Annotated in this window: 12 protein-coding genes; 6 read left to right on the top strand and 6 right to left on the bottom strand. The window is 46.8% G+C overall.

Features of this window, described 5'->3' with window-relative positions; all coding sequences use genetic code 11:
* Nucleotides 1-12: 12 nt before the first annotated feature.
* Both P364_RS0106245 and P364_RS0106250 read left to right on the top strand, forming a co-directional pair.
* Nucleotides 13-903 (top strand): carbohydrate ABC transporter permease, encoded by an 891-nt coding sequence (locus P364_RS0106245; RefSeq protein WP_029880772.1) that lies wholly within the window; start codon nt 13-15, stop codon nt 901-903.
* A gap of 133 nt (nt 904-1,036) precedes the next feature.
* Nucleotides 1,037-2,641 carry an extracellular solute-binding protein gene (locus P364_RS0106250; protein ID WP_024629285.1) on the top strand — a complete coding sequence of 535 codons (1,605 nt, stop codon included), beginning with the start codon at nt 1,037-1,039 and terminating at the stop codon, nt 2,639-2,641.
* An 81-nt stretch (nt 2,642-2,722) separates the two neighbouring features.
* Here P364_RS0106250 and P364_RS0106255 read toward each other — a convergent pair whose 3' ends face one another.
* Nucleotides 2,723-5,161, bottom strand: a complete 2,439-nt coding sequence (locus P364_RS0106255) for a glycosyl hydrolase family 95 catalytic domain-containing protein (RefSeq protein ID WP_024629286.1) — start codon at nt 5,159-5,161, stop codon at nt 2,723-2,725.
* A 211-nt stretch (nt 5,162-5,372) separates the two neighbouring features.
* Between P364_RS0106255 and P364_RS0106260 the strand changes: the two genes are divergently transcribed.
* Both P364_RS0106260 and P364_RS0106265 read left to right on the top strand, forming a co-directional pair.
* The gene (locus P364_RS0106260) at nt 5,373-6,269 is read left to right on the top strand and encodes an AraC family transcriptional regulator (protein WP_024629287.1); all 897 of its coding nucleotides are present in this window, start codon (nt 5,373-5,375) and stop codon (nt 6,267-6,269) included.
* A gap of 76 nt (nt 6,270-6,345) precedes the next feature.
* The gene (locus tag P364_RS0106265) at nt 6,346-7,299 is read left to right on the top strand and encodes a divergent polysaccharide deacetylase family protein (protein WP_024629288.1); all 954 of its coding nucleotides are present in this window, start codon (nt 6,346-6,348) and stop codon (nt 7,297-7,299) included.
* Here the strand turns inward: P364_RS0106265 and P364_RS0106270 are convergent.
* Nucleotides 7,274-8,047 carry an N-acetylmuramoyl-L-alanine amidase family protein gene (locus P364_RS0106270; protein WP_024629289.1) on the bottom strand — a complete coding sequence of 258 codons (774 nt, stop codon included), beginning with the start codon at nt 8,045-8,047 and terminating at the stop codon, nt 7,274-7,276. The genes P364_RS0106265 and P364_RS0106270 overlap by 26 nt on opposite strands.
* A 193-nt stretch (nt 8,048-8,240) precedes the next feature.
* On the opposite strand from P364_RS0106270, the gene P364_RS35150 reads away from it, so the two are divergent.
* The gene (locus P364_RS35150; RefSeq protein ID WP_024629290.1) at nt 8,241-8,465 is read left to right on the top strand and encodes a YqzE family protein; all 225 of its coding nucleotides are present in this window, start codon (nt 8,241-8,243) and stop codon (nt 8,463-8,465) included.
* Between the two features lie 101 nt (nt 8,466-8,566).
* Here the strand turns inward: P364_RS35150 and P364_RS0106280 are convergent, their stop codons facing one another.
* The 4 genes from P364_RS0106280 to msrA form a co-directional block, all read right to left on the bottom strand.
* On the bottom strand, nt 8,567-9,616 hold the full coding sequence (locus P364_RS0106280) for a hypothetical protein (RefSeq protein WP_024629291.1): 1,050 nt from the start codon (nt 9,614-9,616) through the stop codon (nt 8,567-8,569).
* A gap of 185 nt (nt 9,617-9,801) precedes the next feature.
* Nucleotides 9,802-11,025 carry a YqhG family protein gene (locus tag P364_RS0106285; RefSeq protein WP_024629292.1) on the bottom strand — a complete coding sequence of 408 codons (1,224 nt, stop codon included), beginning with the start codon at nt 11,023-11,025 and terminating at the stop codon, nt 9,802-9,804.
* A gap of 2 nt (nt 11,026-11,027) precedes the next feature.
* Nucleotides 11,028-12,788, bottom strand: coding sequence for a DEAD/DEAH box helicase (locus tag P364_RS0106290; protein ID WP_024629293.1), 1,761 nt, complete (start codon nt 12,786-12,788; stop codon nt 11,028-11,030).
* 279 nt (nt 12,789-13,067) lie between these two features.
* Nucleotides 13,068-13,586: a peptide-methionine (S)-S-oxide reductase MsrA gene (gene msrA, locus P364_RS0106295; protein ID WP_029880776.1), complete on the bottom strand. Its 519-nt coding sequence runs from the start codon at nt 13,584-13,586 to the stop codon at nt 13,068-13,070.
* A gap of 230 nt (nt 13,587-13,816) precedes the next feature.
* Here msrA and P364_RS0106300 point away from each other — a divergent pair, with 230 nt between their 5' ends.
* Nucleotides 13,817-14,377: a flavin reductase family protein gene (locus tag P364_RS0106300; RefSeq protein ID WP_024629295.1), complete on the top strand. Its 561-nt coding sequence runs from the start codon at nt 13,817-13,819 to the stop codon at nt 14,375-14,377.
* Nucleotides 14,378-14,779: the final 402 nt, after the last annotated feature.

A 14,779-nucleotide genomic window follows, 5' to 3' on the forward strand; every position in this document is an offset into this window, starting at 1 on the left:
GGAGCGCTTGTGATGATACTGAACAGATTCGGGGATCGTATTTTCAAAATCATTGTGTATTTCATTCTTATTCTCGTATTACTGGTTACATTTCTTCCGTTTTGGAATATACTCGTTCTTTCATTGAACAGCGCGGAGGATACGGTACGGGGCGGTGTATACCTGTGGCCCAGGGATTTAACTTTGGACAGCTATCAGCAGATTTTAAAAGATAGTGAGATCTTAAACGGGCTGTGGGTAACCGTCAAACGAACGCTGATTGGCGCACCACTGTCGGTTCTCGTCATTACGATGCTTGCATATCCGCTAAGTCGGCGGAATCTGATTGGTCGTAAAGGCTGGAACCTGTACTTTATCTTTACCATGTATTTCAGTGGTGGACTCATTCCGTTCTACATGGTGCTTAAGGCACTGAATATGATAGATACATTCTCGGTATTTATTTTGCCAAGTTTGATGAATGTCTTCTATATGATTATTGTCCGTACCTTTATGGAGCAGCTGCCCCATGAAATTGAAGAATCGGCGAGGGTGGATGGCGCTAACGATCTGACCATTTTCTTCCGAATTGTGATGCCGCTGACAACACCTGTACTTGCAACGGTGGGCCTTTTTCAAGCCATTGGACATTGGAATGCCTGGTTTGATTCCTATGCGTTTACCTACAGCTCGGATCTGAAGACCCTGCAAGCCGTGCTCGTCAAAATATTGAATCAATTTCAGACCGGTGGCATGATCTCACAAACGCAAATGCTGGCCAACTCGGCTAAACGAAATGCGGTTTCCAGCGATACCATTCGAATGGCTGCTACCATGGTAGCCACCTTACCAATCGTTATGGTGTACCCGTTCCTGCAAAAATACTTTGTTAAAGGCATGACTTTAGGAGCGGTGAAGAGTTAATCTATTCCATAATCCGGTTGCAGGGAAGGCTTGTCCGGTGGCCTCTCTCTGAAAGGGGGTGGGCAGAGATCGTTTTGGAAATGCTCAATCTAGCACTAGAGGAATTTATTCATTGGGAGGAATTAGGGTGTCAATGACAAAGACAAAAAAATGGATGACTATGGGAATTACGGCTGCATTAGTCGTTGGTTTGCTGGCGGGCTGCTCCTCCAATGACGGGGAGAACAATACAGCGGGTAAAGATGGTGATCAAGGGCCGATTACGCTAACCTGGTTTGATGGCAATACCAAAGGAGAACCTTTTACCGATGCGGTTGCCCAGGAAATTACCAAAAAGACGGGCATAGAGATTTCCATCCAACAACCAACAGGTAATCCAACGGAAAAACTGAGCCTGATGCTCGCCAGTGGTGACTATCCGGATGTGGTGGTCATGAGCCGGGGAGATGCTTCCCTCGATAAGTACATTTCAAGCGGCGCATTTATTCCACTGGATGAGTTAATTGAAAAGTATGGTTCTGATCTGAAAGAAATGTACGGCGACACCTTGACCAAAACACGTTATTCAGACGGCAAGAACTACTATCTGGCAAACTGGTATGGACTCGACAGTGATCCGGTCTTCGGTATGCTGATGAGACAAAACCTGCTGGAAGAGTTTCTTCCAGACCAAGCAGATGGTTCGAAGCCACTCACAACGGATGAGTTTGAAGCTCTCCTGAAAAATTTTAAAGAAAAATACAAAACGATTGATGGCAAAGAGTCCATCCCCATGACCATGAACGGTGAGAACATGGGTGCGAATCTCGGAACTTTCAAAGGCATGTGGGGCTTAAAAACGTATTATGATAACAACGGACGTCTGCAATATGATGTCAAGGACCCCAAATATCGTGAGATGTTGTTATATATCAATCGCTTATATAGAGAAGGTCTGATTGAGAAGGAATTTGCTATTAGCAAAACGCAGACCTGGATTCAAAAGCTGACGACTGGTGCGGTGTTCACTACACCAGGTGCTTATTGGGACCCGGGTAACGGTAATGGCGCCTTGAAGAAAGATGGCGGGGAAAAGAATCAGTTGTTTGCATACAAGGTTGTTGCTCCGGGCGTAGATCCGGCTCAAACGACATTTGGCCCAAGAAGCTCGCTTGGATGGGATGCCATTGCTATTACCAAAAACAACAAGCACCCGGAAGAAACCATAAAGCTGTTTAATTATCTGGCGAGTGATGAAGGACAGCATTTGCTGCTGTGGGGTAAGGAAGGCGAGCAATATACGATGGTGGATGGTAAGCGACAACCGGACCCTGCATTCCTGCAAAGCTTCAAGGATAACTGGGATGATACGGTGAAGAAAAGCGGCGTTCGTAAATGGTTATGGTTTATCAAAAATGGTCTGGATCCGAATGGACAGCCGTATGACATGGCGGTTAAATTCCAGCGTAGTGAAGTAGATGAACTGGCCCTCAAGAGTCTCGGCGATTCCGTATGGGATACAGCTCAGTATGATAACCTGAATCCGGATGGGGGAACACCTCAAGCACTGACGGCCCAGAAGGTGAAGGATATTATGGATCAGAGCATTACAAGAGCGATTATTGCTCCAAGTGAAGCTGAAGCCAATTCGGTATTTGACAAGATGCTGGAGGATATGAAAAAGGCCGGCGATGATAAAGTGGAAGATATTATTAACGAGAAATATGCTCAGCGTATGGAGCTGTGGAATTCTAAATAATTGAAGAGTAATTTTGGAAAAAGAAGCGTCCTGGGATGATCCGGGGCGCTTCTTCTTGTTGACCACATTCTACACGATGCACTACACCTTCGCTTTAACCATAGTGATAATATCTCCTGTTACTGTTGTGACCTTGCCAATTGGACCAGACAACATATATTGCTCGCCGGATGAAAGAGTGCATATTGCCCCTTCTGTCCAAGGGATATAGAAGGAAAGAGAGCTGCCTGCTTCGCTCTCAATTTCAATCCAATCGGTTTCTCCATCCACGAAAGCCGCACTGACGAGGAATCCACCCACGGCACGGAGGGTGTGGAACTCTGCCCTCTGTCCGTTCGGCCAGTTGGGGAAGAAGCGCAGGTTTCCATTATAGCTTTGAAGAAGGCATTCATTGATTACAGCAGGCAGGGCGAAATTTTCGAACCAGATGCCCATGCGGGACATGAAATCGAAGTTGTCCGTGTCAGCGTAGCGACCACCGCTCATTAGGACCCGGTCTGTGCAAGTTCCGTTTGGCAGCAGACAATACTGGATTTGACGCTTAAAGCGTTCCAAATCCAACACGCCAAGTCGGGCTCCGGCAAGATGATAGAATACCAGTTCATTCCCACCTTCGTTGCGGTGGTTAAGGTAGGAGTTTACTGCGGTCTGGTATGCCTCCTCTGGTGAATGTAGCCCGTGGTCTTCGCCCGGAAATACGGTCGTAATTGGAATCGGGACGTTATACACCACGTCAGGATCCTCGCCCTCAACCGACACAAAGACTGGACCCTTGCCGGATTTGGCTGTGGGATAAGAAGGGAAATGGCACAAAATCTCCTTTACATTTTCCAGAAGCTTCTGCTCGGTTTCTACCCTTTCAAGAATACCGCACGCTTGGGTGAACGCATTGAATAGAAACCGTGTTAGTGTCAGGTCAATCAACCCATCTTTGTTCTTGCCAAAACCGGGTGCAATCTCATACAGCTCCGGTACCACCGTCGGAAAAATATGATAATTGTCATCTCCCCAGCGTTCCCCCTGTGCTTCTGGGCGTTTCATGTAATCGACCATGAACAGCACGGCTTCTTTCATGGGTTCAAATGCACGATCACGTAGGAACGTCTCGTCCATGGAATAAAGATAGTGCCACCATAGACTTTGTACGGTCCAAGGCGTCTCACAGATTTCCCATCCCCAGTGCGGGACAGGGTAGGGCATCATGGACATCTCAACAGGATAGGCTGAGTGAGGGAAATAAGCTCCGCTCAGTCCGTAATAATCCCGTGCCCACGCTCGGCTGACAGGAAGTACATGATCAACCATATCCACGTAAGGAAGATGTTTGTCGAGATGGTTGCTGGAGAATGCGAGCCAGAATGGCTGCTGGGTGTTGTAATTCATGTGGTAATCCCCATGCCAGTCTGCGCCGATGGTTCGATAGCTCCAGTTGGCAAAAAGGCCAGGACAGGTCACGCCCTCTTTCACTGCACAGTTGAAAAAGTACAGATTGTGGTACCAGATCCGCTCCAAAAATTCATCTTCCAGTGCGACGGAGGAGCGGCTCCAATAATCCTGCCACATTGCAGTCGATTCTTCCTTAGCTTGAATATGAGAGGATAAATCTGGCGGAAGGGCTTCATCATCGATTTCATTATAAAGACCTTCCCATAGCTCTGCGCAGGCCAGAAAGCCGTGCTCATGTACTCCGGAAGGAGAGAGAATGGCTTCTGAAACTGGCGTGCGGAAGGGCTGTTCTTCAATCTCGGATAATCCAGATACGGTTACAGCGAGCCGGAAAGCCTTATCTTTTACCTGAGTTACATAAGGTGCAGATGGATGCTCCACATGCGGTAAAATTTGCGTAAATGACTGTGTGTTCGTATTTTTATCTGTTATAACTGCTGCTTGAGGGAATTCTGACGGTGTTTCGGGATCAGGAATCAGCTTAACCTCATTGAATAAGGCAGCCAAAGCGCCCGTATCGGCATCATACACGTTCATCCAGATCCGGTCGCGCTCTGCTTCTACAAAGAGCTCGAATACGACAGGTTTGCCGTCTAATAGGAAATCAACGGTACAAAGGCCATTGGCAATATCAATGGTATGGCCAATGATTTCAGCCTTTCGTCGATCATAGCGCAGTAAAAGCGATCCGCAGGGCATGGGCTTGGGATAAGCTTTACTGTAATTTTGCCCGGCAAGCTTACAATACTGTTTGTACCAAGGATGATCCGTCAATCGTTGCAAGTCGGCTGGAAGAGCAGCAAATCTGTCATAGACCTCTTGGAAAGTCATCAGCTCGTCACGGTGTTCTTCGGCGAGACGAATATCCCAAACATTGTTGTGTCCAAAATGGAGCATCACGGCGTCAGGTCGAGTTGTTACCACGATGCCCAATCCTCCGTTGCCGAGCAGGGCACCTTCGAAGAAATCCGGTGCAGGACCCGTGAAAGCAATCGGATGCAGCTTGGCCCGCTCATATCCGTTATTCTTATTTACCTCGTATTTTGTCTGTGTTTGCATATCATTCTTTGGCACAAGTCGTCCTCCTCATGAAAGTCATGTGATGTACAGTTTTTACTGTATCTGAACAGCAGTTTGCTGTATTTAGCAAGACGTCCATGATTTGCACGATAGTCAGGTCAATTGGTGTACTGCTGATATGTACCTCTAGTGCCGAATTGTACCTTTCGGTCATGAAGATGAAAGGTTAACCTCAAGAGAAACGGAGTCGGAAAGGAAACTTCCCATGGATTTTGCTTCCTTGCATCCCTATGTATATTTGGCGACACGATACCCTTTTGTGAAAGGACAGACGAGTTCTCCGAGAATTTGCTATACCAGCTCCATTTACTTGATTAACGAAGGATATGGGGTATTAAGTACAAATGGTCACAGCAGCAAGCTTGGTCCGGGTTCCTTGGTCTATATTCCAGCGGGGCAGCTGCATGAATGGGTGGCTGATGCGGAGAATCCTATGATACACCTGTGCTGTTATTTTGATTGGCACTATGTGGAGCGCAAAGCTGTGTTTGATACAGCCTGTCCGATCTGTTATCCGCCGCAGGAGTTGCATCAAGCCTTTGTTGGCCCGGGCTTCCCTTATACGCTTAGGGAAAATTCAAAGGTGGAGTCGCTGCGGATTTGGCAGGATCTGTTCCAGGATTTTTATAACAGCGGGTCATACACCAACGAGCAAACCTTTATGCGCAGCTTGATGATTCAGCGTAATTTTCAGACATTTATTGACTATTTTCTGAACTGCTGCATGCGGAAGGACGATTTAATTCCAGATCGCCGGATAGGTCATATGCTTAAAATGATGGAACAGGACTTACTTCACGGAGCACCCAAGCCACTGGAGATTTATTACAAAAGCCTCAATATGAGCCGAGGACATTTTTTCGAGTTGTTCCGGAAATCTACCGGATACTCTCCCATTCAGTATATGAATCACTTTCGTATTGGACGGGCGAAGCATGATCTGCAACATACGACACTAAGTATCACACAGATCGCAGAAAAATATCATTTTAGCTCCGTTCATTATTTCTCCAGACTCTTTCATCAACTGACAGGTCAGGCCCCGCGCCAATATCGCTTACAGCAGTCCAATACTGTGGCCTTAGGTACTCCATTGGAATGAACAGGCTTTTTTTGTCTACATATTCCCCCTTCATTGTTCAAATAATGATGGGACAGAACAAAGGAGGGAACGATGGATGAATAAGGCCGAACGAAAAGGGTGGTCCTGCACCTGGAAATTTAAAATGTCAGTGGTGTTGACAGGTACGATATTAATGGTTTACGGTACGGGCCTTTCTGCCAGCAGTGCGGAATCACAGCTTCGTTCAGGGCAGGCGCCAGAGCAAGTAATAACGGAGCAATCTTCAATGCAAGTACCTGGGAATTCAACTTCAGGTTATACATCATCAGAAACTCCAGCAAAATCAACCCAGCATAAACGAATGGCGATCATTATTGATGATGCGGGAAATAACATGAAAGGTACTTCTGAAATTTTGGCAACGCCGGTGAAGCTGACATTGGCCGTGATGCCATTCCTGCAAACGACGAAGAAAGATGCGATTGCGGCGCATGAAAAAGGGATGGATGTCATTGTTCACATGCCCATGGAGCCGAATAAGGGACGACCAGAATGGCTAGGTCCAGGTGCGATCACTTCGAATCTGACGGATGAAGAAGTACGTGATCGAGTGGAGAAGGCCATTGATGAGGTTCCATATGCCATCGGCATGAACAATCATATGGGTTCCAAAATTACGTCTGACAAACGCATCATGTCCATTGTATTGGATGTATGTCGAGAGCGAGGGCTGTTTTTTGTGGATAGTCGTACCAATTTCCGCTCCGTAGTCGGGGAATTGGCCATCACCAAAAATATGCCACCAGTCGGCAACGACATTTTTTTGGATGACCATAACTCCAAACAACATATACGCAAGCAAATGGATCTGGCGGCCAAGCGTGCCATGGATAAGGATGTGTGTGTCGTGATTGGCCATGTTGGCCATACCGGATTAAATACCTCTGCTGTAGTCCATGAATCCGTCTCCCGACTCAAAGGTCAGATTGAATTTGTCGGCATTAGCGATCTGGTTCGTGATGTTTGGCATTGGCAAGCTGAGCCTAAACTGCCGACAGATAATAAATAATGCCATTTGCGATGGACTGTGCAATCCGTTTCTGTTGTTTAGGATCACTGATCATCGCGCGATCGCGTGCATTGCTCAGAAATCCGGTTTCAACAATTACAGCGGGTTGCTTCACATGATTTAACAGGTAAAAGGGCTTGCCCCATACGACATCGCGTTGTGTCTCATACAATTGATTAAGTTCATTCTGAATGGAGCTTGCCAGCATGTAGCTGCGTCCTTCATTCTGATACAAAACAACCGGACCTCGTGTAGACGATCTGGGACTCCAATTGGCATGGATACTGACGACGATGTCGGTGCTGACCTCTTCGCTAAGGCTTTTGCGTTGTGCCAAATCCTTGCGATGGCGTGAGCGACTGTTTAACCAGCGATTTTCGTCACTCAGCGCATAATCTCCGAGTCGGTTGATGATGACCGCATAACCCTTGCTGCGAAGCAGGAGATACACCCTTTGGCTAATGGCCAGGTTGATGTCTTTTTCCAGTACTCCGTGGTCTGTTGTTCCACCATCAATGCCGCCGTGACCGACGTCCAGAAGGATTACAGGTGCTGCAAACGCATGATGAGTGGAATGATAGGCATCTCCATCGGTTACCGGCAGCATGGATTGGCTTATGGGTGATCGTTGTGAATACAATGTAGGCAGATTGGTTGGTGTGACTTTCGCCGCGCCGGCGTGGGAGTTCACGGGAATGCAACTGATGCTGATTAGCAATGCCATCAATGCGGCCAGCAGCTTATACATGAGAATACACGCTCCTTTTTGAAATAGGCATCTTATGCCATGAAGTAGTGGATGGATACCTTTGGCATTAGACTGTGCATTCTTCTGTTTTTCATACTACTCCCAGCAAAAAAATGTTTATCGATGATCGCTTCTGCACACAATAGAGGTAACATAAGCCCCGGCTATGCCGGAGCTAAAGGAGGCAAAGGTTATGGCCAAAAGTGATGAGCTGGTGAAATACATCACGCAAAGAGTCGTTCATTATATCGACACACCGAAGGATGAACGTAAAGCACGCACCAAAGCCAAAGAACCGTGGACCATGAAGTGGTTTGGAATGATTCCTTTTGCTGTATCCCTGTGGGTAGGGAAAAAGGAAAAATCGATGAATACGCAGGGGGATATGCAGAAACGAAGCTCCTCCGGTAAAGGGTAAATCAACAACTAACGCAGGTAGTAGCTTAGCTTCTCCCCAAAGAAAAAGACGCATTCCTATGAAGAACCAGAGGAAGGCGTCTTATTTGTTGTGTGAATCGTTCATGGTTTCACAGCATAGAAATTCCCGTCCCTCAGTAAGGTCTGAAGAGGTACAAACCGTCTTACCGAAGTCTTACCGCCAATAGCTACATACTGATTTTGAACTGTGCCACGGTCGTTACGCCAGATCTGATAACCACTGACGGGCAGAGGCCCGCCATATAGGACATTTTGTTGATCCGCAGAGAAAACGATCTTTTTATGTTCCTTCCATTGCTGATTTAATGTTTTCACTCCGGTGATTGAAACAGCCTTGGATGTGATCCATAACAGATTGTCCGCGGGATCAAACAGCGGTTGCAGGTCCATAGAGTCAACAGATGTTGAGGCGACTTTAGATGTATCATCGGGTGTCATAACGACAGTTTGTCCAGATATTGGTCTTATGGACTTCAATCGTTTCGTAAACTGCTGTGAGTCCGTATCCAGTACATTCAGAACACCGGTTGGCAGGGTATCACCGTTGGTCGCGTCAATGTAGATTGCATCCTGCTCAGGTCTTTCGACTTTCCAATAGGCCAGCAAGGGAAAAGCATAACGCAGTTGAAGCGCTCCACCGTCCGTAATTAGCTCCTTTAAGTCCAATTGTTGTCTATCCAGGGCTTGATCCAACAAGGAAATGTCGTACGGACGTTGTTCTCCCTGACCATACTCGCTAAGCTGCAAATGCCCCTGGTCGTTCGCTGAGATAATCATATAACCTACGGGTGAACCTTCAACATTAGCGTATACAAGCCAGCTGCGCGTACCTGGCCCGAGGGGGTAAAATTCCAATTGAGCGTGATCCCAACGGTTTCCTGCATGTTCAGTAGCGAGAACGGTGGCTTGCTTGCGTGCAAACTGTTGTACTGCATCTGGGGCCAATGTGTCGGAATGAAGTTCAGCCGTACTTTTGGCAGATGTAAAAGGTTGAATCGATCTAGACGCGTTTTGAATTCCAGCACCTTCGGCTTGCAGTAAGGGGAGCAGGGTCATTACACATAGAAGGCACACAGCAATGCCTGTAATTCGTCGCAATACGTTCCACGCAGGGTGGAAGGGTCGTTTCATGCTAAACACCTACTTTTCTAGGGTACATATCATGACAAAAAGGACTTAACATCCCGTTGCATGATCGGTTCTAGTTTCATTCTAGAGGACAAGCTGTGCAAAGGTTGCTGCAACCTGTCGGGCTGCCCATCATGAATAAACACTACTTTTGCCGTCATTTGCGGGAAAAGTAGTGTCTTCGTCGTCTATCTTAAATGAAACATGCCGCTGCTAATGGCGGTCACCTTCACTTTTGGCTCATATTGCCAGATCATCTCGGTACGGCGCGTTTCGTATTGCAGCTTCATAGCTTCACGGTCTAACACCGCTTGTCGGGCTTTATCCTGTTCCGGGTCCGTTTCTGGTTCTGTCTGTGCCTCAGCTTCAGCCGCCAGTTCGACATCAGATCCGGCTGTTACTGTTACACCAGTTGATCCCATGGGCTGTAAATGTACATTCTGGATACGAGAAGGGCCGGAGCGAGAAGTCTGGATATGGACAGAAGGCCCCGTCCCCTCTTGAGCCTGAACAGTTGAACTCCCGTCTGTACTGGAGGCGGAGGTCACATCTACGTCGACCTCGGGGGTGTCCTCTCTAAGGACTGCTTCATAGTACGTATCCACGACAGCCAGTTCCAGATCAAGCCTTTCTTTGGCTTTCTCAGCCCAGCTATAGTCAAGTTCGAGCAAGCGGTTTGTCAAATGGGATTCCAGAGCTGCTCCGGCATCGGCTAGCGATATTTTGGCGGTCTGTACATGCATGTTCTCAGCCAGTCTTGGGCTGAGGTCACGCCTGTTCAGCTTCGAGCCGAACTTCTCGACAATATCCCCTGTTCTGAGGGAGATGCCGATAAAATGAAGTTCCTCCTTTTTTAAATCACAGGCAAATTCCACTTTAAAACACACACCAAGCCATGGCTCATATACTGCTGGTGCGGTAGCGCGCAATTGCCGTTTTGCAGCCTGTTCGAACAGGTTGACAAATGCGCCGCCTTCACGCGCTGCATTGAAGATTTGTTGCAGCCTGCGGCTGCCGTATACAACATCTTCTTTTAAAATCCGTCCGGGTCCCAGCTGTGGCAGAGAAGGGACAATACCGAAATACCGACCTAGAATAGTCTCTTTGGGAGCCTCGGGGCTACCGGCACCTGGTGGGGGTGGGGGAGCTATCTGTGCAGCTTTTGTTTCCTCAGCTTCCAGTGCCTGTTGATAGGCATCCGGATCAAAGACAAAGGTAAAGGACATCGTCTCCGCAGGTGCTCCGGTTCGCTCCACAAATCCCCAATAATACGGACGGTTGGTTAACGCCTTGTCGGCTTCAGGTGAAAGCTTTACCGTAACATGGGCAGGGGAACGCTCCATAATCTGACAATCTAGTGTTTCCAGGTAAGTGAGTACATACGCCTGCACTTCATGGGGTGACATAGTCATGATCAGAGGCCTCCTTTGCGAAGGTCAAGCCCGGATACGGCTGGTGCCTCATCTGCGACTTCACGCTGAATGGAATTCAGCGATTGTCCAAGCGAATCCATTTTACGGCGGATATCCTCTTCATTTTGTGATTCAAGCATGATTTTGTACAAACTTTTTTCGATGGATTCCTTCTTCTCCAGCCGCTCCAGAATGACATCCAATCCACCAATGACCATCTCGAACATGTTGATCTTCTCATGAAGCAGGTTCAGAATATGCTCCTCGATTGTGCCTGTCGTCGAAAGGTTGTAGATGTTCACATCATTCTGCTGTCCCAGTCGGTGTACGCGACCGATCCGCTGCTCGACACGCATGGGGTTCCAAGGCAGGTCGAAGTTGATCATGTGATGGCAAAATTGAAGGTTGATGCCCTCACCGCCCGCTTCGGTGGCAATCATCGCTTGTACGCGGCCGCGGAAGAGGTCCATCATCCAGTCTTTTTTACCCCGATTCATACCGCCACGGTAGGGAACAGCGGTTAGGCCGTTGTTGCGAAAATAATTGAGCAAGTACTCCTGCGTGGCACGGTATTCGGTGAAAATAATAACCTTCTCATTCATTTCACGAACGAGTTCCATCGTTTTTTCCGCTTTGGTATTTTCCTTGATCGCTTTAATATGGGCAACGAGCTCCCAAATCTTGTCCCGCAGCGGAGAGTCCAGTGGAAGTTTCTTGGACAGATTGACCAGGGTTACAAACACGGCATCCCGGCTGCTGCACACTTCGCGCTGCAACGTCACCAGGGAGAGCATGCTGCTCAAGTTGCCACCCGCTTCCTGATACTGATCTTTCACAAAAGAGGTTACACCATCGTAAAGGGCCTGTTCTTCGGCAGATAGCTGCAAATTCACATTGGATACGTTCCGTTTGGTAAACTGCACAGGTCCTTCTCCGCGTCGGTTACGGATCATGACTTTGGACAGCTCATCCTTGAGCTGATCCTGATTTTTCGGAATACGTTTGTCGACGACAAAATTGGCTGCAAAATCACCCTGACGGCCAAGCTGTCCCGGTTTGAGCAGGTTAATGAGATTGAACAGCTCACTCATGTCATTCTGAACCGGCGTAGCCGTGAGCAGCAGACAGTACTTTTTCCGCAATTTCAGCATGAATTGATAGTTGGTCGTTTTTTTATTTTTGAGCTTATGCGCTTCATCAATAATAATCATGTCGTAATCTGTATTCAGCAGCAAATCCTTATGGGGGTCACGCTTCGCTGTATCCATAGAGGCAACCACGATTTCATTTTGCCAGGAATAGGCTTTTTTCTGTGCAACCGCAGGGATGCCAAATTTGGAATTCAGCTCCCGGACCCATTGCAGTACAAGGGATGCAGGCACGAGAATCAGAACTTTGGATACGAGTCCACGAACCATATATTCTTTCAAAATCAGGCCAGCTTCTATCGTTTTGCCAAGTCCAACCTCATCGGCAAGAATGGCACGGCCTGACATTTCAAACAGTACTTTACGTGCAGTGTCCATCTGGTGTGGAAGAGGGGTGAGTCCCTGTAAATGCTTCAGACACTGGATTTCATCAAAGTTGGGAATCAGATTCGTCTCTTCCGCTTGAATGCCAAGTTGAAAGAGTCTGTAATCACCCCAAGGGCCGCCTTTATCAAGTCTGGACTCCAATTGGGTTAGCCAGCTGCGATCGAATTCAAGTGGAACGGGCAGTTCTGCTGCAGGTTGATTGAGATGATACGGGTTTTTCCGGTTCATGGTGCTTCCTCCCCTGCCATACGTGATGACGTTTTATTCGTAGGTCATAGTATGGACGAATGAGAGGCAGTTCATAACCAACCTTCGAATAAGGGGCGATTTCAATCAGGAAATTTGGAAGGGTTAACCTAAACATTTAGCAAACAGTAGATTGCATCACAGAAAAAATCTGATCTCGTTTGTTCCATCGTGGAGAAAGAGTAGAACATCCATATTGATGTACTGTAAAAAAGATCAACAAAAAAAGCGGCCCATGTGCCGCTTTATTACTTAAAGAGTTTAGCTCCAATATTTCTTGATAATTTCATCACGTCCGGAGTAGATCCGGGATTCTTTATAATATTTCGGATCTTTGCGATGGAAATTTTGATGATATTCTTCTGCCGGATAAAATACGGAGGCTTCCTCAATGGCTGTAACGACAGGTTTATCAAATCGGCCTGTTTTGCCCAGTTCCTCTCTCGATTTGAGGGCCAATTGGCGCTGCTCTTCATTATGATACAGGATGGCAGCCCGATATTGGCTCTTGCGATCATTACCTTGTCCGGTCGCATCTGTTGGATCGATCTGGGGCCAGTACAGTTCAAGTAATTTCTCATATGGGAAAATGGCTGGATCAAACGAGATTTGCACGACTTCCAAATGTCCCGTTTCTCCGGTCAATACTTGCTCATATGTAGGGTTTTCTACGGTTCCACCCATGTATCCGGATATAATCCCGTGAATGCCGGGCTGCTCTTCAAAAGGACTTACCATACACCAGAAACATCCCCCGGCAAACGTTGCTTTTTCAATCATTGCTAATCCCCATTTCTCAGTTGTGTTTAATCAAGATTACTATGAATGCTAGTCATAACGCAATCCATGGCGATTTGTACTAAAAAACGATTTCTGTGTCTTTCTGACTGTAGACTTGTTATGTAGGAAAGTAATTCTTTCTCATCCTTTACTTATATTGTATAATAATGGATGAGAAAGTGGTCTTTCACAGCTTTGAGGCTGATTGATAACGAAGAAGAGGTGATCAGGTGCGGAAACCGATAGATGAACCCTTGTTTTATTCATATCCCGGAATGGTAGCGGTAGTGACATCCCGTCATAAGGGATTGCAGAATGTCATGGCCTCAGGCTGGCATACCTATATTGGATCGTCTCCTGGAATTTACGGGATTTCGCTGCGGAAGGAAACGTACTCTTATGAGTTGATTGAACAGAGTGGAGCTTTCGGAGTACATTTTCTTCCGGGTCATCATTCGGAGTGGATACAGGCTGCGGGAACCTTCAGTGGAAGAGACACAGATAAATTCTCGAAATTCGGGATTACATACGAAGAAGGAATCAAAGTGAATGTACCGATTCTGACCGAAGCTTACTTTGCTTATGAGTGCAAGGTCATGGATATAACGACGTATGGAGATCATGAATGGATTGCAGGCGAAGTGTTACAACGGTATCAAGACCCCGAATACTTCCTGGACAATGGAATGGTTAATCTGGATAAATTGCAAATTCCAATGTACATAGGACGATCCTCTTATCGAATCCTTGATGGGGGCGCGGAAGAGAAGATTCATCCGTTTTACCTCTAGAGTCCTAGGCACCTAGATGCAATTATGAGCAAAACTTTCAATCCGGCAAGAGATAGGTTTATAATGGTTATTGGCTGCTGAGCAAGTCGGCAGCCTTTTCCTATTGTTCGTTTATCTATTTCAGTCCCAACAGGGGGCTGCTCATATATGCAATAAAAGGCAAGGTAATATTAGCCATTCCATGAAAAATGCTGTATTTAACAATAAAATTAGAGTATGATTTTACAGCTGTATAAGCTTGGCAGGAAAGGTTACATCGTTTCACTGGATTGTAACTATTACTGTAATTTGTGATGTTTCTTTCGGGCGTATAATGCTAAACGGGAGATAACGACAAAGATATAAAGAGATCGTACTCATAAAGCATCATGGTTAAGTACTACGTCTTCTTTATGTTGTAAA

This window comes from Paenibacillus sp. MAEPY2 (assembly GCF_000499205.1).
GTDB lineage: Bacteria > Bacillota > Bacilli > Paenibacillales > Paenibacillaceae > Paenibacillus > Paenibacillus vandeheii.